Source organism: Sphaerotilus mobilis, from assembly GCF_004216565.1.
Lineage (GTDB): Bacteria > Pseudomonadota > Gammaproteobacteria > Burkholderiales > Burkholderiaceae_C > Sphaerotilus > Sphaerotilus mobilis.
Window position 1 is genome coordinate 746,845 of the sequence record NZ_SGWV01000008.1, and the last position, 18,201, is coordinate 765,045.

Annotated in this window: 15 protein-coding genes; 6 read left to right on the forward strand and 9 right to left on the reverse strand. The window is 68.6% G+C overall.

Annotated elements, in window-relative coordinates:
• The first annotated feature begins 6 nt into the window (after window positions 1-6).
• Window positions 7-609 carry a protein phosphatase CheZ gene (locus tag EV685_RS08615; RefSeq protein ID WP_207224786.1) on the forward strand — a complete coding sequence of 201 codons (603 nt, stop codon included), beginning with the start codon at window positions 7-9 and terminating at the stop codon, window positions 607-609.
• Window positions 610-612: 3 nt separating this feature from the next.
• Here the strand turns inward: EV685_RS08615 and hrpA are convergent, their stop codons facing one another.
• Together hrpA and EV685_RS08625 are read right to left on the reverse strand one after the other, a co-directional pair.
• On the reverse strand, window positions 613-4,659 hold the full coding sequence (gene hrpA / locus EV685_RS08620; protein ID WP_130481574.1) for an ATP-dependent RNA helicase HrpA: 4,047 nt from the start codon (window positions 4,657-4,659) through the stop codon (window positions 613-615).
• A 21-nt stretch (window positions 4,660-4,680) separates the two neighbouring features.
• A complete protein-coding gene (locus EV685_RS08625) occupies window positions 4,681-5,067 on the reverse strand; it encodes a VOC family protein (protein ID WP_130481575.1) in 387 nt (128 codons plus the stop codon).
• A gap of 178 nt (window positions 5,068-5,245) precedes the next feature.
• Here EV685_RS08625 and argA point away from each other — a divergent pair, with 178 nt between their 5' ends.
• From argA to moaA, 5 genes are all read left to right on the forward strand, one after another.
• Window positions 5,246-6,586: an amino-acid N-acetyltransferase gene (gene argA / locus EV685_RS08630; protein ID WP_130481576.1), complete on the forward strand. Its 1,341-nt coding sequence runs from the start codon at window positions 5,246-5,248 to the stop codon at window positions 6,584-6,586.
• Between the two features lie 42 nt (window positions 6,587-6,628).
• Window positions 6,629-6,901: an oxidative damage protection protein gene (locus EV685_RS08635; protein ID WP_130481577.1), complete on the forward strand. Its 273-nt coding sequence runs from the start codon at window positions 6,629-6,631 to the stop codon at window positions 6,899-6,901.
• 111 nt (window positions 6,902-7,012) lie between these two features.
• Window positions 7,013-8,071 (forward strand): extracellular solute-binding protein, encoded by a 1,059-nt coding sequence (locus EV685_RS08640; protein ID WP_130481578.1) that lies wholly within the window; start codon window positions 7,013-7,015, stop codon window positions 8,069-8,071.
• A 157-nt stretch (window positions 8,072-8,228) separates the two neighbouring features.
• Complete coding sequence (locus tag EV685_RS08645) at window positions 8,229-8,933, forward strand: C40 family peptidase (RefSeq protein ID WP_420820816.1); 705 nt, start codon at window positions 8,229-8,231, stop codon at window positions 8,931-8,933.
• A gap of 96 nt (window positions 8,934-9,029) precedes the next feature.
• The gene (gene moaA, locus EV685_RS08650) at window positions 9,030-10,178 is read left to right on the forward strand and encodes a GTP 3',8-cyclase MoaA (protein WP_130481579.1); all 1,149 of its coding nucleotides are present in this window, start codon (window positions 9,030-9,032) and stop codon (window positions 10,176-10,178) included.
• On the opposite strand, the gene ispF is transcribed toward moaA, so the two are convergent.
• The 7 genes from ispF to EV685_RS08685 all read right to left on the reverse strand — a co-directional run bounded on the left by ispF (window position 10,163) and on the right by EV685_RS08685 (window position 18,100).
• Entirely contained in the window at window positions 10,163-10,669 is a 507-nt protein-coding gene (gene ispF, locus EV685_RS08655) for a 2-C-methyl-D-erythritol 2,4-cyclodiphosphate synthase (protein WP_275938340.1), read from the reverse strand. The two genes, moaA and ispF, sit on opposite strands and share 16 nt — an antisense overlap.
• A 30-nt stretch (window positions 10,670-10,699) precedes the next feature.
• The gene (locus EV685_RS08660) at window positions 10,700-11,836 is read right to left on the reverse strand and encodes an NAD-dependent epimerase/dehydratase family protein (RefSeq protein WP_130481580.1); all 1,137 of its coding nucleotides are present in this window, start codon (window positions 11,834-11,836) and stop codon (window positions 10,700-10,702) included.
• Between the two features lie 409 nt (window positions 11,837-12,245).
• On the reverse strand, window positions 12,246-13,001 hold the full coding sequence (ispD, locus tag EV685_RS08665; RefSeq protein ID WP_130481581.1) for a 2-C-methyl-D-erythritol 4-phosphate cytidylyltransferase: 756 nt from the start codon (window positions 12,999-13,001) through the stop codon (window positions 12,246-12,248).
• Window positions 13,002-13,009: 8 nt separating this feature from the next.
• Window positions 13,010-14,311 (reverse strand): DUF3422 family protein, encoded by a 1,302-nt coding sequence (locus EV685_RS08670; protein WP_130481582.1) that lies wholly within the window; start codon window positions 14,309-14,311, stop codon window positions 13,010-13,012.
• Window positions 14,312-14,361: 50 nt separating this feature from the next.
• Entirely contained in the window at window positions 14,362-15,999 is a 1,638-nt protein-coding gene (locus EV685_RS08675; protein ID WP_130481583.1) for an MFS transporter, read from the reverse strand.
• Window positions 16,000-16,089: 90 nt separating this feature from the next.
• The gene (locus EV685_RS08680; RefSeq protein WP_130481584.1) at window positions 16,090-17,604 is read right to left on the reverse strand and encodes a tripartite tricarboxylate transporter permease; all 1,515 of its coding nucleotides are present in this window, start codon (window positions 17,602-17,604) and stop codon (window positions 16,090-16,092) included.
• A 13-nt stretch (window positions 17,605-17,617) separates the two neighbouring features.
• Entirely contained in the window at window positions 17,618-18,100 is a 483-nt protein-coding gene (locus tag EV685_RS08685) for a tripartite tricarboxylate transporter TctB family protein (protein ID WP_130481585.1), read from the reverse strand.
• Between the last annotated feature and the right edge of the window lie 101 nt (window positions 18,101-18,201).

Genomic DNA, 18,201 nt, shown 5'->3' on the forward strand with positions numbered 1-18,201 from the left:
GACACGATGCCCACGGCCACCGAACGTGCGTCAGACACCCAGCGACAACTCGGCGCCATCGTCCGCCAGTTGCACGACGCGATGCAGTCCCTGGGCTATGACCAGACGATCCGGCAGATCGCCACCGAGATCCCCGACGCCCGCGACCGGCTGGCCTATGTCGGCGGCATGACCGAGGCCGCCGCCAACAAGGTGCTCAACCTGGTCGACGCTGCCGCGCCGGCTTGCGACGAGATCGCCGCACAGGCCCGGGGCCTGAACGAACAGCTTGACCGCCTGCTGGGCGGGGCCGGCGCCGATCCGCATGCGCCGGTGCTGCAGGCCTGCGCCGCGTTCACGCAGCGCACCAGCTCGTTTGCCGAGACCCAGCGATCGACGCTGACCGACATCATGCTGACGCAGGACTTCCAGGACCTCTCGGGCCAGGTGATCGGCAAGGTCATCGAGATCATCAGCCGCACCGAGCGCCAGCTGGTCGATCTGCTGGTGCAAGGTGCCCAGGCGCAAGAAGGCCACGCCAGCAGCGCCGAACTGGCCGGCCCGCAGGTGCCCGACAAGGCGATGCAGCAAGACGATGTCGACGACCTGCTGGCGGCCATGGGGTTCTGACCGTCAAGCGGCGATCTGGCTCCAGACCTTGTCCAGCCGCTTGACGCTGACCGGCTGCGGCGTGCGCAGTTCCTGGGCGAAGAAGCTCACGCGCAGCTCTTCGATCAGCCAGCGGTACTCGTCCATGCGGGTGTCGGTGCTGCCCTTGAGCTCGGCCAGGCGGCGGGTGTAGCGCAGCTCCAGCGGCCGCAGCTCGGCCAGGCGCTGGGCGTCGCGGACCGCGTCGGCGCGCTGCTTGTCCAGCCGCAGCGTGATGGCCTTGAGGTAGCGCGGCAGGTGCTGCAGCTGGGCCCAGGGCGTGCTGGCGACGAAGCGCTTGGGCATCAGGCGCTGCAGCTGCGCGGTGATGTCATCGGCGACGTCCTTGGGCGCGCGCGCGTCCTTCAGCTTGCGCAGCGCGGCGGCGTATTCGACCAGCACGACAGCGGCTTGGCGGGCCACCTCCTGGGCGATCAGGTTCAGGCGCGAGCGGCCTTCCTCGATGCGGCGGGCAAAGGCCTGCGCATCGGTCGGCAGCGGGTCGGCCAGAAAGGCGCGGTCCAGCGCGACGTCGATGATCTGGGCGCGCAGATCCTCCTGCGTGCCCAGCGGCATGTAGGCCACCGCCATCTTCTGCAGGTCGGGGATGTTCTTTTCCAGGTACTTCAGCGGCTCCTTGATCGCCAGCGCGATCAGCCGGCGCAGGCCGGCGCGGTGTTTCGCGAGGGCCGCATCGGGCTCGTCGAAGACCTCGATCTCGACATGTGTGCCGCGGTCGATCAGGGCCGGGAAGCCGACCAGGGTCTGGCCGGCCTTGCGGATCTCCATCAGCTCGGGCAACTCGCCGAAGGTCCAGGCGGTGTAGGTGGCGCTGGCCTGCACGGCGGGCGACGACGCGGCGGCGGTCGCGCCCGTCGGCCTCGGCGATTGCGGGCTGGCCGCAGCCCGGGTGGCGGGCGCGTTGGTCGTGGCGTTCGTGACGTTTGTAGACGGCGCGGGGGTTGACGCCGCGCCGGTCTGCGACGCCAGCTTCAGGGTCGCCAGCGCCTGGAAGGCCGATCGTGCCTGCGTGCCAAGCTCGGCCTTGAGCGTGGCCAGGTGGCGGCCGGCACCAAGCTGGCGGCCGTGTTCATCGACGATGCGGAAGTTCATGAACAGGTGGGGCGCCACCATGTCCAGCTTGAAATCGTTGCGCTGCACCGCGATCTGGCTGCGCTCGCGCACGGCGGCCAGCAGCAGGTCCAGCAGCCGGCCGTCGCCAAAGGTGTGGCTGGCGCAGAACTCGGCGACGAACTCCGGCAGCGGCATCAGCCGGCTGCGCGGGCGTTGGTGCAGGCTCTTGACCAGCGCCAGCACCTTGGCCTCCAGCATGCCGGGCACCAGCCAGTCGCAGCGGTCCTCGCTGACCTGGTTGAGCGCGTAGATCGGCACCGTCACGGTGATGCCGTCCTTGGCGTCACCCGGCTGGTGCAGGTAGCTCGCGGCGCAGTCGATGCCGCCCAGGCGCACGGCACGCGGGAAGGACTCGGTCGTGATGCCGGCGGCCTCGTGGCGCATCAGCTCGTCACGGCTGAGGTGCAGCAGCTTGGGGTTGGCCTTGCTCGCCTGCCGATACCAGCGCTCGAAGCTGGCGCCGCTGCAGACCTCCGCCGGCAGGTGTTCGTCGTAGTAGGCGTGGATCAGCTCGTCGTCGACCAGCACGTCCTGGCGGCGTGACTTGTGTTCCAGCTCCTCGACCTGCCGGATCATCTTCTGGTTGTGGGCGAGGAAGGGCAGGTTGCAGTCCCACTCGCCATTGACCAGGGCCTCGCGGATGAAGATCTGCCGCGCGGCCGGCGCGTCCACGTTGCCGTAGTTCACCCGCCGGTTGCTGTAGACGACGATGCCGTAGAGCGTGGCGCGCTCCAGCGCGATCACCTCGGCGGCCTTCTTTTCCCAGTGGGGTTCGAGCAGTTGGGTCTTGAGCAGGTGACCGGCGATGCCGGGTATCCACTGCGGCTCGATGGCCGCCAGACCGCGTCCGAACAGCCGCGTCGTGTCGACCAGTTCGGCCGCCACCAGCCAGCGGCCGGGCTTCTTGCTCAGGTGGGCGCCGGGATGGCGCCAGAACTTGATGCCGCGCGCGCCCAGGTACCAGTCGTCGTCCTCCGCCTTCAGGCCGATGTTGCCGAGCAGGCCGGCCAGCATCGACAGGTGGACCTGCTCATAGGTCGCCGCCGTGCCGTTGAGGCGCCAGCCGTGTTCGGCCACCACGGTGTGCAGCTGGCTGTGGATGTCGCGCCATTCGCGCACCCGGCGCGGGCTGACGAAGCTGTCGCGCAGGCGCTGTTCCTGCTGCCGGTTGCTGAGCTTGTGGCTGTCGACCTGGGCCTGCGCCTGGCCGGCGTGGCCGTGCTGGCCACGTCCTTCCTCGATCCAGTGCCAGAGCTTGAGGTAGCCCATGAATTCGGACTTCTCGTCATCGAACTTCTTGTGCTTCTCGTCGGCCGCCTGCTGCGCCTCCATCGGCCGGTCGCGCACGTCCTGCACGCTCAGGGCGCTGGCGATGATCAGCACCTCGTGCAGGGCCTGTCGGTCACGCGCCTCCAGGATCATGCGGCCCACGCGCGGGTCCAGCGGCAGGCGCGACAACTCGCGGCCGATGGCGGTCAGCTCGTTGGCGTCGTCGACCGCACCGAGTTCACCGAGCAGCGCATAGCCGTCGGCGATGGCCTTGCGCGGCGGGGCTTCGAGGAAGGGGAAGTCCTCGACCAGACCGAGGTTCAGCGCCTTCATGCGCAGGATCACCCCGGCCAGCGAGCTGCGCAGGATCTCCGGATCGGTGAAGCGCGGCCGGCCGGTGAACTCCTTCTCGTCGTAGAGCCGGATGCAGATGCCGTTGGCCACCCGGCCGCAGCGGCCGGCGCGCTGGTTGGCTGCCGCCTGGCTGATCGGTTCGACCTGCAGCTGCTCGACCTTGTTGCGGTAGCTGTAGCGCTTGACGCGGGCGTGTCCGGTGTCGATGACGTAGCGGATGCCCGGCACCGTCAACGAGGTCTCGGCCACGTTGGTGGCCAGCACGATGCGACGTCCGCCGCCGGTCTCGAAGACACGGTCCTGCTCGGCCTGCGACAGCCGCGCAAACAGCGGCAGGATGTCGGCGTTGCGGTGCAGCGGCTGGTGGCTCAGGTGCTTGCGCAGGTGGTCGGCGGCCTCGCGGATCTCGCGTTCGCCGGGCAGGAAGACGAGGATGTCGCCCGAGCCCTCGCGCCAGAGTTCATCGACGCCATCGGCGATCGCGTCGTTGATGTCGAAGTCCTTGCTGTCCTCGAAGGGCCGCCAGCGCTGCTCGACCGGGAAGGTCCGGCCGCTGACCAGCAGCACCGGCGCGGGCAAGGTCTCCAGCGTGCCGTCGGCGGCCTTGCGGCTGCTGGCGAAGTGGTTGGCGAAGCGGTCCGCGTCGATGGTCGCCGAGGTCACGATCACCTTCAGGTCGGGCCGGCGCGGCAGGATCTGGCGCAGGTAGCCGAGCAGGAAGTCGATGTTGAGGCTGCGCTCGTGGGCCTCGTCGATGATGAGCGTGTCGTAGGCCCGCAGCAGCGGATCGGTCTGCGTCTCGGCCAGCAAGATGCCGTCGGTCATCAGCTTGACGCTGGCACCGGGCTGCAGCCGGTCCTGGAAGCGGACCTTGTAGCCGACCACCTCGCCCAGCGGGCTCTTCAACTCGTCGGCGATGCGCTTGGCCACCGAACTCGCGGCAATGCGGCGCGGCTGCGTGTGGCCGATCAGGCCGTTGCCTCCGGCGCCCAGCCCGCGCCCCATCGCCAGCGCGATCTTGGGCAGCTGCGTGGTCTTGCCCGAGCCGGTCTCGCCACAGACGATGACGACCTGGTGCTCGCGCAGCGCCTCTTCGATGGCCTCGCGCCGGGCCGAGACCGGCAAGGCCTCGGGGAAGGTGATCGGCGGGACGGGCGTCGCAGGACGGCGTTGCGGGACACGCGGCTCGCCCCGGGGCGGGCGGCGGTCGGTCGTGCGTGCGGGGGCTGCGGCCCCATCGGGAGGTGGTCGGTTCACGGGGCGCGGATTATCCATGTGCGCCCCGGTCCGACCGGCTCAGTCATCCAGGTAGTCGATGATGCTGAAGACGGCGCCCTGCGGGTCCTGCAGCACCGCGAAGCGACCGACGCCGGGTACGTCGGTGGGCGCGACGATGACCTTGGCGCCCAGCGCCTGGGCCTCGGCGGCGCTCTCGTCGGCGTTGTCGACGGTGATGTAGCAGCCCCAGTGCGGCGGCATCTTCGGCGCCGCATCGGCCGGCATCGACATGATGCCGGCGATGGCGGCCTCGCCGATCTTCACAACGTGATACGGCCCGCCGGGCATGTCCAAGGTCTGCAGGTTCCAGCCAAACAGCTGGTGGTAGAAGTCGGCGGCGGCCTTGGTGTTCGGGGTCATCAGCTCGCACCAGCTGAATGCGCCGTGGGTCTTCATCGGGTCCATCGGGTTCTCCTCAAGTCGGGTTCGGGCCGATGCTGCGCGGGCCACCTGCAGGCGTCAAGCCTGTGCCAGAGGGGCTGCGGCACAATCGTTCGCCGTCGTGGACGACGCCTTGCCCGAGTTCTCAAGACCAGCCTGACCGCCAGCCTTTCCGCCTGCCCTGCCGCCTGCCCTGCCGACCATGAGCCTCGTCTTCCCGCACACCTTCGTTCCGTGGTTCCGCTCGGTCGCGCCCTACATCCACGCCTACCACGGCAAGACCTTCGTGATCGGCATGGCCGGTGAGCTGATCGCCGCGGGCAAGCTCAGCGCCTTCGCCCAGGACCTGTCGATCCTGCATGCGATGGGCATCAAGCTGGTGCTGGTGCATGGCTTCCGGCCGCAGGTGACCGAGCAGCTCAACGCCAAGGGCCACCCCTCGCGCTTCAGCCACGGCAAGCGCATCACCGATCCGGTCGCGCTGGACTGCGCCCAGGAGGCCGCCGGCCAGCTGCGCTTCGAGATCGAGGCCGCCTTCTCGCAGGGCCTGCCCAACACGCCGATGGCCAACGCGACCGTGCGGGTGGTCTCGGGCAACTTCCTGACCGCACGGCCGGTCGGCATCGTCGACGGCGTGGACTTCATGCACAGCGGCGTGGTCCGCAAGGTCGACAGTCCGACCATTCGCCGCGCCATCGACATCGGTGCGCTGGTGCTGCTCTCGCCCTTCGGCTTCTCACCCACCGGCGAGGCCTTCAACCTGACGATGGAAGACGTCGCCACGCAGACCGCGATCGCGCTGCAGGCCGACAAGCTGCTGTTCATCACCGAGGTTCCCGGCATCCACGAGGACCGCGACGACCCGGAAAGCCCGATCGACACCGAACTCGCGCTGGCCGACGCCAAGCGCATGCTGGCCGCCCTGCCCACGCCGACCCAGCCGACCGACACCGCCTTCTATTTGCAGCACTGCATCCGCGCCTGCGAAGGCGGCGTCGAGCGCTCGCACATCCTGCCCTTCGCGGTCGATGGCGCGCTGCTGCGCGAGGTCTTCACGCACGACGGCATCGGCACGATGGTGGTCGACGAGAAGCTCGAAAGCCTGCGCGAGGCGACGTCCGACGACGTCGGCGGCGTGCTGCAGCTGATCGAACCCTTCGAGCGCGACGGCACGCTGGTCAAGCGCAGCCGCACCGAGATCGAGCGCGACATCCAGCTCTACACCGTCATCGAACACGACGGCATCATCTTCGGCTGCGCCGCGCTTTATCCCTACCCCGAGGCACGCACCGCCGAGATGGCCGCGCTGACCATCTCGCCGCAGGTGCAGGGTCAGGGCGACGGCGAACGCATCCTCAAGCGGGTCGAGCAGCGTGCCCGCACCCAGGGTCTGGACAGCATCTTCGTGCTGACCACCCGCACGATGCACTGGTTCATCAAGCGTGGCTTCGTGCAGGTCGACCCCGACTGGCTGCCCGAGGCCCGCAAGCGCAAGTACAACTGGGACCGGCGCTCGCAGGTCCTGGTCAAGAAGCTGGCCTGAGGCCAAACCGAACACGTCATCCGCATCCCGAAAGGAAACACCATGGCCCGTACCGTTCAATGTGTCCTGCTGAAGAAGGAGGCCGACGGCCTCGACTTCGCGCCCTACCCCGGCGAACTGGGCAAGCGCATCTGGGAGAGCGTCAGCAAAGAAGCCTGGCAACAGTGGCTCAAGCACCAGACCATGCTGGTCAACGAGAACCGCCTGAACCTGGCCGATGCACGCGCCCGCCAGTACCTCGCGCGCCAGATGGAACGCTATTTCTTCGGCGAAGGCGCTGACCAGCCGGCCGGCTTCGTGCCGCCGTCGGCCTGAAGAGACCTTCGGAACGATCGACTTGCAATTGCGAATCGTTCTCGTTCACTGTTAGGATGCGCTGCATGAGCCGGCCCCGTCCGGCGCCGTGCCACCCAACCGCATCCCGCCATGAACGTCACTTCCCTTGCGAAACAGGTCCTTGCCGCGCTGAGCGCGACGACTGCCCTCGGTCTGGCCGCTCCGGCCGTGCAGGCACAGGAGAAGGTCCTGAACCTGTACTCGGCGCGTCACTACCAGACCGACGAGGCGCTCTACGCCAACTTCACCAAGGCCACCGGCATCCGCATCAACCGGGTCGACACCGACGATGCGGCGCTGCTGCAGCGCCTGAAGACCGAAGGCTCGGCCAGCCCGGCCGATATGATCCTGCTGGTGGACGCGGCACGGCTGTGGCGCGCCGAAGCCGATGGCCTGTTCTCGCCGGTCAAGTCGGCCGTGCTGGACCAGCGCATCCCCGCCCAGCTGCGTGGCAAGGACAGCGGTGACGGCTCGCAGTGGTTCGGCTTCTCGACCCGCGCGCGCGTGATCGTCTACAGCAAGGCCGACGTGAAGGCCGAGAACGTCGACACCTACGAGAAGCTCGCCGATCCGGTCAACAAGGGCCGCTTCTGCTCGCGCTCGGGCTCGCATCCCTACAACCTGTCGCTCTTCGGTGCCTATCTGGAACACCTGGGTGACGCGAAGGCCGAGGCCTGGCTCAAGGGCATCGTTGCCAACCAGGCGCGCGATCCGAAGGGGGGCGACACCGACCAGATCAAGGCGGTCGCCAGCGGCGAATGTGGTGTGGCCCTGACCAACACCTACTACGTCGCACGGCTGATGCGCTCGAACAATCCGGACGATCGCAAGGTCATGGAGCAGGTGGGCGTCATCTTCCCGAACCAGAAGACCTGGGGCGCGCACGTCAACGTGGCTGGAGGCGCGGTCGCCCGGCACGCGCGCAACCGCGACGCGGCGGTCAAGTTCCTGGAGTACCTGGCCAGCGACGAGGCCCAGCGCTACTTCGCCGACGGCAACAACGAGTACCCCGCAGTGAGCGGCGTCAAGACCGCCAATCCGGCGTTGACCGCGTTGGGCAGCTTCAAGCAGGAGCTGATCCCGATCTCGGTGGTCGGCCAGAACAGCGCCAAGGTGCAGCAGATCCTTGACCGCGTTGGTTTCAAATAGGCCGAGACACACCCAGCACAGGACGGCACACCCTGTCAAGGAAGTACCCATCCATCCCCCCCAAACGGTTGACAGTGAACCACGCGGTACCTATGCTCAGACTGCTTATTTCACGAACAACCCAGTGTTTCAAACCCGCAACATCTCTCGCATCCTGGTGACTGGCCTTCTGGCCGGCTGCACCGTGGTCGCGTGGTCGGCGCCCGCCGACAGCGGAACGAACACCGTCCCGGTGACGCCCGTGTCCAGCCTGGCGATCGGCGCCCTGACCTCGCCGATCACCGGACCGATCGGACAGATCGCCACCCAGGGGGCTGATTCGGTCGCCCGCTTCCTGCAGGATTCCGGCGTACTGGCCGGCAGCGAAGGCGGCGGCCAGCTGATGGATCAGATGCGCGGCGTGGCCAGCGACCTGGTCGTCTCGGCCATGCAGTTCCTGGGCGTGCCCTACAAGCGTGGCGGCACGACCATCAACGGCTTCGACTGCAGCGGCTTCACCCGCCATGTGTTCGAGAACAGCCTGGGACTGATCCTGCCGCGACGCTCGCGCGACCAGGCTCAGAGTCCGAGCCTGCTGCCGATCCGAAAGGACGAGTTGCGGCCCGGCGACCTGGTGTTCTTCAACACCATGCGCAGTGCCTTCTCGCACGTTGGCATTTACGTCGGCGACGGCAAGTTCATCCACGCGCCCCGCACGGGCAGCAAGGTCCGCGTCGAAGACATGCGCGAGGCCTACTGGACCAAGCGCTTCAACGGCGCACGCCGCGCGCCGGGTTCGGGCAACGCGGCCGCTGCTGCGCTGGCCGACGGCAACGTGGCGCCCTCCCTGCGCGCCGAGATCCCGGGCGACAAGCTCCAATAAGGATCAACGGGCGACACCGGCCGAAGCCGGTGCCCTCCCGGCTCCGCACTTGCCCCGACTTGCTGGACGGCGGCGCTCCAAGCTCACAATCCGTGCATGTCCGAGCGCAACATCATCGCCATCACACCCATCGCCGCCACGCCCAGCTCGGGGTTGCGGATGCCAAGGCCCGCGGCGCGACCGGCGACATCGCAGGGCGCCTGGTTGGACGGCCTGGGTCGACCGCTGCGTGACCTGCGCATCTCGGTGACCGACCGCTGCAATTTCCGCTGCAGCTACTGCATGCCCAAGGAAGTGTTCGACAAGAACTACGCCTTCCTGCCGCACAGCCAACTGCTGAGCTTCGAGGAGATGACGCGGGTGGCCCGCATCCTGGTCGCGCACGGCGTGCAGAAGATCCGCCTGACCGGCGGCGAGCCGCTGCTGCGCAAGAACCTGGAGCGCCTCGTGGAGATGCTGGCCGCGCTGCGCACGCCCGAAGGCGGCCCGGTCGACCTGACGCTGACCACCAACGGCTCGCTGCTGGCTCGCAAGGCGCGCAGCCTGCGCGACGCCGGCCTGCAGCGCGTGACGGTCAGCCTGGACGCGATGGATGACGCCATCTTCCGCCGCATGAACGACGTCGACTTCCCGGTGGCCGATGTGCTGGAGGGCATCGCTGCGGCCGAGACGGTCGGGCTCGGGCCGATCAAGGTCAACATGGTGGTCAAGCGCGGCACCAATGACCACGAGGCACTGCCCATGGCGCGTCATTTCCGTGAGCACCACGGCGGCCGCGTGGTGCTGCGCTTCATCGAGTTCATGGACGTCGGCGCCACCAATGGCTGGCGCATGGACGAGGTGGTGTCGTCGGCCGAACTGCGGGACCGGATTACGGCGGTCTTTCCCTTGCACGCCTTGTCGGCAGCCCAGCCCGGCGAAACCGCCGAGCGCTGGGGCTACCAAGACGGGCGAGGCGAGATCGGCTTCATCTCCAGCGTCACCCAGGCCTTCTGTGGCGACTGCAACAGGCTGCGACTGTCGACCGAAGGCCAGCTCTACCTGTGCCTGTTCGCCGGCCAGGGGCACGACCTGCGCAGCCTGCTGCGCGATCCGGCCGGGCTGGACGATGATGTGCTGGCCGACTCGGTCGGTGCGCTCTGGCAAGGTCGCCGTGATCGCTACTCGGAGTTGCGCGCGCTGCTGCCCGCGCAAACCGGCGACACGCCGCGCCGCCGGGTCGAGATGAGTTACATCGGCGGCTGAGCCCGCCCCAAAAGCAGGCAGACGGCACGGGCCTCGATGGCCTCGCCACGGCCGACCGGGCCCATGCGCTCGGCGGTCTTGGCCTTGACGTTGACCCGTTGCGCATCAATCCCCAGCGCCTGCGCGATGCGCTCGCGCATCGCGCCGATGTGCGGCGCCATGCGGGGCGACTGGGCGACGATGGTGCTGTCGACGTTGACAAGGTCCCAGCCGGCCGAACGCACGGCCGCCATCGCCTCGGACAGCAGCCGGTGGGAATCGGCGCCCGCCAGCCGCGGGTCCGTGTCGGGGAAGTGCTTGCCGATGTCACCCAGGCCCGCAGCGCCCAAGACGGCATCGGTGATCGCGTGGAGCAGCGCATCCGCGTCGGAATGACCCAGCAGGCCGCGATCGTGCGGGATGTGCACACCGCCCAGCCAGAGGGCACGACCGGGCACCAGGGCATGGGTGTCCCAGCCCTCGCCCACGCGGATCATCGGAAGGTTCGTCATGGCCGCGATTGTCGGCCCCGCCGTGCAGGTTCAGAGCACGCGCAGACCGGACGCCTCGACCGAACGGACCGGCTGGGCCAGCGGCTGTCGGGGTGGTAGCCACTGGACCGCCATCGGATCCTCGAACACCGCCGCGCGGCGCAGCGCCGAGGTGCTGCGGGCCGGGTCCATGCCGTGATAGGCCAGATACCAGTGCACGAAGCGCTGCACGCCCTCGGCAAGCGGCATGGTCATGCGGCGCTCACCCAGGAAGTTCCCGCCCTGCACCGATGGGTCGATCGTGCTCAGGTCGCTGCCGGCTTCGCTGCCTTCCGAGCCAGTCTCCGCACCAGCGACGGGCATGACCTTCAGGTCGCCCGGACGACCCAGCGCCAGTTCCAGCGCGGCGATGAAGTCCAGCAGGCGCACGGGGTCGTGGCTGCCGATGTTGAGGACCCGTGCCGGCGCCTCCCCCGGCAACAGGCCGGCATCGCGCGGCTCCGGCCGGCGCAGTGCCCGCTCGATGCCCGCGACGATGTCGTCGACATAGGTCAGGCCGTGCCCGATCTCGCCCTCGCGTGGGTAGACCGGCAGCGGATCGCCGGTCATCAGCCCTCGGGTCAGTTCGTGGTAGCCGATGTCCGGACGGCCCCAGGGGCCATAGACGGTGAAGAAGCGCAAGCCGGTGGTCGCTACCCCATGCAGGCGGCTGTAGGCCCGGGCCAGGGTCTCGCCCGGTCGCTTGTCGGCCCGATCGTCATCCTGGCAGGTTCCCGACGACGCGCGGGAGCGCCGCTCGCAGTTGACGTCCGAGCTGCTGGCGTACACCAGGTGCGGCACGCCATGCTGGCGGCAGCCCTCCAGCACGTTGACGAAGCCCGAGAGGTGCACGCGCACAGGCACCCGGCCGTCACGCGCTGCACCGCCCTGCTGCGTCGCCAGGTGGACGACGACGTCGAATCCACCGGACTGGAAACAGTTGTCGACGGCCGGGCGGTCGGCGATGTCCAGACGGGAAAAGCGGAAGCGGGGATGCGACTGGATGCGAGCCAGCCGGGCATAGGTCAGGGCCACGTCGAACGGGTCATCGAGGGCGTCGACGCCGACGACTTCATCGCCACGCGCCAGCAAGGCACTGGCGACGTGCATGCCGATGAAGCCGGCTACCCCAGTGATCAGGACCTTCACGAAAACCCCTTGACGTGTCGATCGACCCGGCACATGGATGGCGGGGACTTGGGTGTGCGTCCAGCAGGCAGCACGACGACGCGGACCCGGTTCGACATGCCTGCATTATGGACACGCAGGCCTGAACAGGAAATGGCGAACGATCCCATTTAAGGAAGATCATCGCCCAACGCACGGGCACTGATCGTGAAAAACAAAACGAAAAAAGGCATCAATTGCAAGTCTCGATGTCACTTCTGCCAGAGCCGGTGGGGCAATTCAACCAGTTCGAAGCCCACTCGGGCACCCGTCCGGCGGCAGGGATGATCGGCAAGCCAAAATCTGCGGTTCAGGACGCGGCCAAACGTGACGAATCTGACAGTTCAGGAGCCCCTACTTTAGGCCGACCCCTCGCTTGCGCCACCTGCATTCAGGGGGTTGACCCATCACCAGCAGGGCCAACAAGACCCGGCAGCAACTGCTCGGCCAGCGCGAAGTCGCCCGGCCAGGTCACCTTGAAGTTGCAGAAGTGGCCGGCCACCAATCGCGGTGCGAGGCCCCTCGCCTCGATGGCACTGGCCTCGTCGGTGACACCCGGCCCGGCATGGCGCAGGGCATCGGCGAGGCGACCGAGCCGGAACATCTGCGGCGTCTGCGCCGCCCACTTGCCTTGGCGGTCGACGGTGGCAACCGCCCGGCCCGCCTCGGCCTGCTTGAGCGTGTCGGCCAGCGGCAGGGCCAGCAGGCCACCGACCGGGTCGGCCAGACAGGCGTCGATCAGGCCATCCACCCAGGCGGGCTGGATCAGGCAACGGGCCGCGTCATGCACCAGCACCCAGTCTTCGGGCGAGGCGCCTCGGGCGGCCAGTGCCTGCAGGCCAGCGGCGACGCTGTCGGCGCGGCTCGCCCCACCGGTGCGCACGACCCAGTCCGGCCGGTGCGAAGGCACGAACGACTCGAACTGCGTGTCATCGGGCGAGAGCACCACCATCACGCCGCCGAGTCGCCTCACCGCAGCGAGCGCCGCCAAGGTGTGCGCCACGACCGGTCGTCCGGCGACCCGGTGGTATTGCTTGGGCCCGTCCAGGCCTGCCCGGCTGCCGGTTCCGGCACAAGGGACGACGGCATACAGGCGAGGCGCCGGGTCCGGCCGTCCGTCGACCGAGCCTTCGTTTGTACGATTCATCGCGGCCTTCAATGGGCGCGCCGGGCTGCGACCGAGGCCATGATCCGGTGGTGCACCTGGCGCACGCCCCACCAGACCGCCAGCGCGATCACCGGCACGGCCGCTGCGGTCAGCACGTCGGGCGACACGTCCAGGCCGGCGGCCTTGGCGCCCTTGGCGAGGTAGCCGACCAGGCCGGCGCCGTAGTAGGTGATGGCCGCGACCGACAGGCCCTCGACCGCACTCTGCAACAGCAGCTGCGCTTCCTGGCGGCGGTTCATCGCGTCCAGCAAGGCCTGGCTGCTGCGCTGCTGCTCGACCTCGACGCGGGTGCGCAGCAGGTTGCTGGCGCGCGAGATGCGTTCGGACAGCGCCTGCAGCCGGCGCGCCGCCGCCGCGCAGGTCTGCATGGCTGGCAACAGGCGCCGGTCCATGAACTCGCCCAGGGTCTGCAGGCCCGACAGGCGCTGCTCGCGCAATTCGCCGATCCGTCGCTGGACCAGGTCCCAGTAGGCGGTCGTCGCGGCGAAGCGCGAATGGGTGCGCGCGTACAGGCCCTCGACCTTGGCGGCCTGTTCGCTCAGGCGGCGCAGCAGCTCGGGCTCCTCGGTGCGATCGGCCGTGCGGATGGCCTCGGCGATCTCGGCCAGTTCTCGCTCGGCGCTGGTCAGCGTGGCACCGACCTCGCGCGCCGCCGGCAGACCCAGCAAGGCCATCATCCGGTAGGTCTCGATCTCGATGGCGCGCTGCACCGCCCGGCCAAGCCGGCGCGGGTTCATGCTGTCGACCACCACCAGCCAGCGCGCAAAGCCGTCGGCATGCAGGTGGAAGTCGGTGTAGATCTCGGCCTGCCCGTCCATCACCCGGCTGGCGACCAGCGTGTCGTCAGCCAGGCTGGCGCGCACCAGAGCCGGCACGCCGTCGTCGTTGATGACCAGGCCAGCCCGAGGCAGCACCAGCACATGCATGCCGATCAGCCATTGGCCCGGCAGTGCATGCAGCCAGTCGTGCGGCACCTCGGCCAGCGCAATGCGGTCAAAGCCAGCCGGCATCTCGCTCAGCGGCTTGATGAAGGTGGCGGTGTGGAACTCGGTGTGGCGCTCCCAGCGCAAGCGCAGCGGACCCAACTCGGCGCTGAGGTGGCTGGCATCGGCACCGACCTGCGGCAGGTGGCGACGGCGCAGCAGCTCGTTGAGGTGCTCACGCGCCTGGCTGATCTCGTGGCCGACCCAGCCGATGTGGGTCAAGGCCAGCGGCGCATGCAGGCGTTCCTGGGGCCGTGCATGGACTTCGTTGTGCAGCGCCTCGCGCCACGGGTGCATCGTGTGCATGGGTGACTCTCCTGGGCGCGGATTATCAGAGCCGGCCGTCGCGCCCGACGTCAGCCTCGTCCGGCGGCGTCGCGGCCCAGGTCCTCGGCCAGATAGCGCGTCACGCGAGGCTGCGCCGGTCCGGTGTGGAAGGCCAGCCGCTGCTCGCGCAGGCCGATGTCGGCGGCGGTGAAGCGCTCCATGCGGCGCAGGTGCTCGGTCCAGTTCTCGTCGACGAAGTATTCGATGTAGCGACCCGGCTGCGCGGTGTCGCGGAACAGCCCCCAGGACAACGCGCCCTGGCGCAAGCGGGCCAGCCGGGTCAGGTCCATGACGGCATTGAAGTCCTGCGCGCGGGCCGGGTCGACCAGGTACTCGACCGTCACCATCACAGGCCCCTGCTCGGGCTCGAAGTCGATCGCCGGTGTGGGCACCGGCCGAGCCGGCGCAGGGCTGAGGTCCTCGCCGTGGGCACCGTCAGGCTGCAGCCGCAGCCGCCGGGTCGCCAGCAAGGCGATCAGGCCCGCCGCCGAAGCGGTCATCAGCGCCGTGCGGATGTCGAATCGACCAGCGACCTGACCCCACAGCGCTGCGCCGGCGGCCGAGCCGCCCATCAGCCCCATCTGGTACACCGCCATGCCGCGCGCCCGGACCCAGTTCGGCAAGGCCATCTGGGCCGACATGGTCATGGTGTTGGCCGTGCTGATCCAGGCCATGCCGGCGACCACCAGCGCCAGCGCCGCCACCCACAGGACCGGCGCCCAGGCCACCACCACGGTGGCGGCAACGACCACCAGCGTGCCGGCCTGCGCGATGGTGTCGTGGCTGATGCGTTCACGCAGCTGCGGCACCGTCAACGCGGCCACCACCGCGCCCACGCCCATCGACGAGACCAGCAGCGTGAACGAACCGGCATCGCCACCCAGCTGCTTGGCAACCAGCGGCAGCAGCGCTGTCAGCGCCGTGCTTTGCAGGAAGAACAGGAAGACACGCACCAGCACCGCCTTCATGCGCGGGCTTTGCAGGACGTGTTGCAGGCCGACCCGCATGGCGCCGACGAAGCGCTCGCCCGGCAAGGTGCTGACCCGTGGCGGGCTGCGCCAGCGCAGGACCTGCACAAAGGCCGCCAGGGACAACAGCGCGTTCAGCACGAACACCGAGGTGCTGCCCGAGGCCGCCAGCAGCGCACCGGCGAACACCGGTCCGATGACGCGCGAGATGTTCATCGCCAGCGCCTGCAGCGCCAGGGCCGGCGACAGGCGATCGCGCGGCACGATCTCCGGCACGATGGCCGCGAACACCGGCCAGCGCATCGCCAGGCCGATGCCGTTGGCGAAGGTCAGCGCCAGCAGCAGGTGGGCGTCCAGCCCGTCGGCCATGCTGAGGATGGCCAGCAGCACCGCCACGCTGGCCACCCACAGCTGGGTGGCCGCAAACCAGCGGCGCCGGTCAACGATGTCGGCCAGCGCCCCACTGGGCAGACCCAGCAGGAAGACCGGCAGGGTCGAGGCGGCCGAGACCAGGGCGACCATCACGGCGCTGTCGGTGAGCTGCGTCATCAGCCAGGCGGCCGCGACGTCGTTCATCCACATCGTCAGGTTGGCGGCCAGCCAGGCCAGCCACAACATGCGGAAGACCGGCAGACGCAGGGCCTGCAAGGTCGGCGGCAGGCGATCCAGCCAGCTCGGGGCGGCGGTCGTGTCGGTCATCAGACGGGCTTCCGTGGTCGATGCGTCCCATGAACAAGGGCCTCACCAGCGGTGAGGCCCTGAGCGTTCAGGCGATTCTGCCGGTCCGCCTCATTCCTCGTCGTGGAAGGCTTCCTCGCGCTTGGCACGGATCGACGGCAGCATCACGATGACCACCATCAGCAGCGCCGCCAGCAGCAGCCCGGCCGACAGCGGTCGGGTCATGAAGGTGCTCCAGTCACCCCGCGACAGCAACAGCGCACGGCGCAGGTTCTCTTCCATCATCGGGCCGAGGATGAAGCCCAGCAGCAGCGGTGCCGGCTCGCAACCCAGCTTGTAGAAGGTGTAGCCGACCAGCGCGAACATCGCGCCCATGAAGACGTCGAAGTTGTTGTTGTTGAGCGTGTAGAGGCCGATCGAGCAGAACACGACGATGGCCGGGAACAGGAAGCGGTAGGGCACCGTCAGCAGCTTGATCCAGATGCCGATCAGCGGCAGGTTGAGGATCACCAGCATCGCGTTGCCGACCCACATCGAGGCGATCAGGCCCCAGAACAGTTCCGGGTTGCTGGTCATGACCTGCGGGCCGGGCTGGATGCCCTTGATGGTCATCGCACCCACCATCAGCGCCATCACCGCATTGGGCGGGATGCCCAGGGTCAGCATCGGGATGAAGCTGGTCTGCGCACCGGCGTTGTTGGCCGACTCGGGACCGGCCACGCCGCGGATGTTGCCCTGGCCAAACGGCACCTCGCCGGGTCGACCCTTGGACTTCTTCTCCAGCGTGTAGGCGGCGAAGGCGGCCAGCAGCGCGCCACCACCGGGCAGCACGCCCAGCACCGAACCCAGCGCGGTGCCGCGCAGCACGGCGGGCGCGGCGTCCTTGAAGTCCTGCTTGGTCGGCCACAGACCCGTCACATGCTTGGTGAAGACCTCGCGGTGCTCGGCCGGGCGGCCGAGGTTGGCGATGATCTCGCCGAAGCCGAACACGCCCATCGCGATGGTGACGAAGCCGATGCCGTCGGTCAGCTCGGGAATATCGAAGCTGAAGCGCGGCACGCCCGAGATCACGTCGGTGTTGATCTGGCCCAGCAGCAAGCCGAGGATGATCATCGAGATCGCCTTGAGCAGCGAGCCCGAGGCCAGCACGACGGCGCCGATCAGGCCCAGCACCATCAGGCTGAAGTACTCGGCCGGGCCAAACTTGAAGGCCAGCTCGGTCAGCGGCGGCGCGAAGGCCGCGATGATGACGGTGCCAACGCAGCCGGCGAAGAAGGAGCCCAGACCCGCTGCGGCCAGCGCCGCACCGGCGCGGCCCTTGCGGGCCATCTGGTAGCCGTCCAGCGCGGTAACGACCGAGGAGGCCTCGCCCGGCACGTTGATCAGGATGGCGGTGGTCGAGCCACCGTACTGGGCGCCGTAGTAGATGCCGGCCAGCATGATCAGCGCGGGCGTCGCGTCCAGCGAGTAGATCGACGGCAGCAGCATCGCGATCGTCGCGACGGGGCCAAGACCGGGCAGCACGCCGATCAGGGTGCCCAGCATCGCGCCACCGAAGGCGTAGGCCAGGTTGATCCACGTGAAGGCGACGCCGAAGCCGAGCGCCAGGTTGTTGAGCAGTTCCATGGTGCGTTCGTCCTCAGGCGCCGGTCGCGGCAGCGGCGGCAAAGATGGTCGGCCAGACCGGCAGCGTCAGGCTCAGGCCCTTGACGAAGATGGCCCAGGACATGCCCGTCAGGATCGCGGCGTTGAGCAGCGCGTCCTTCCAGTGGAACTCGTCACCGGCCAGCGAGACGACAAAGACCAACAGCGGCAGCGTGATCAGCAGGCCCAGGCGCGGCAGGCCCAGGCCGAAGCCGACCAGCGAGGCGATGACGATGATCAGCGGACGCCAGGACCAGGCACCGATGCGGTCGCCGTCCTCGGTCTCGACGGTCATCGCGCCAAACAGCACGAAGGCGCCGAGGATGGCCATGAGCACGCCCAGGCCGAAGGGGAAGTAGGCGGGCCCGGGTCGGGCCGAACTGCCGAAGCTGTAGTTCAAGGAGCCCCAGGCGAACGCGACGCCCACGACAATGAACATCAACCCCGACCAGAAGTCTTTCTGGCTCTTGATCTGCATGAACGTGTCTCCTCACGGTGGTATCCGACTGCGGCGCGATTCTAGGAAGCGCCCCCTCGGCCCTCGGTGTGGATTCCACTTAGCAGATCGTTGCCCGCGAC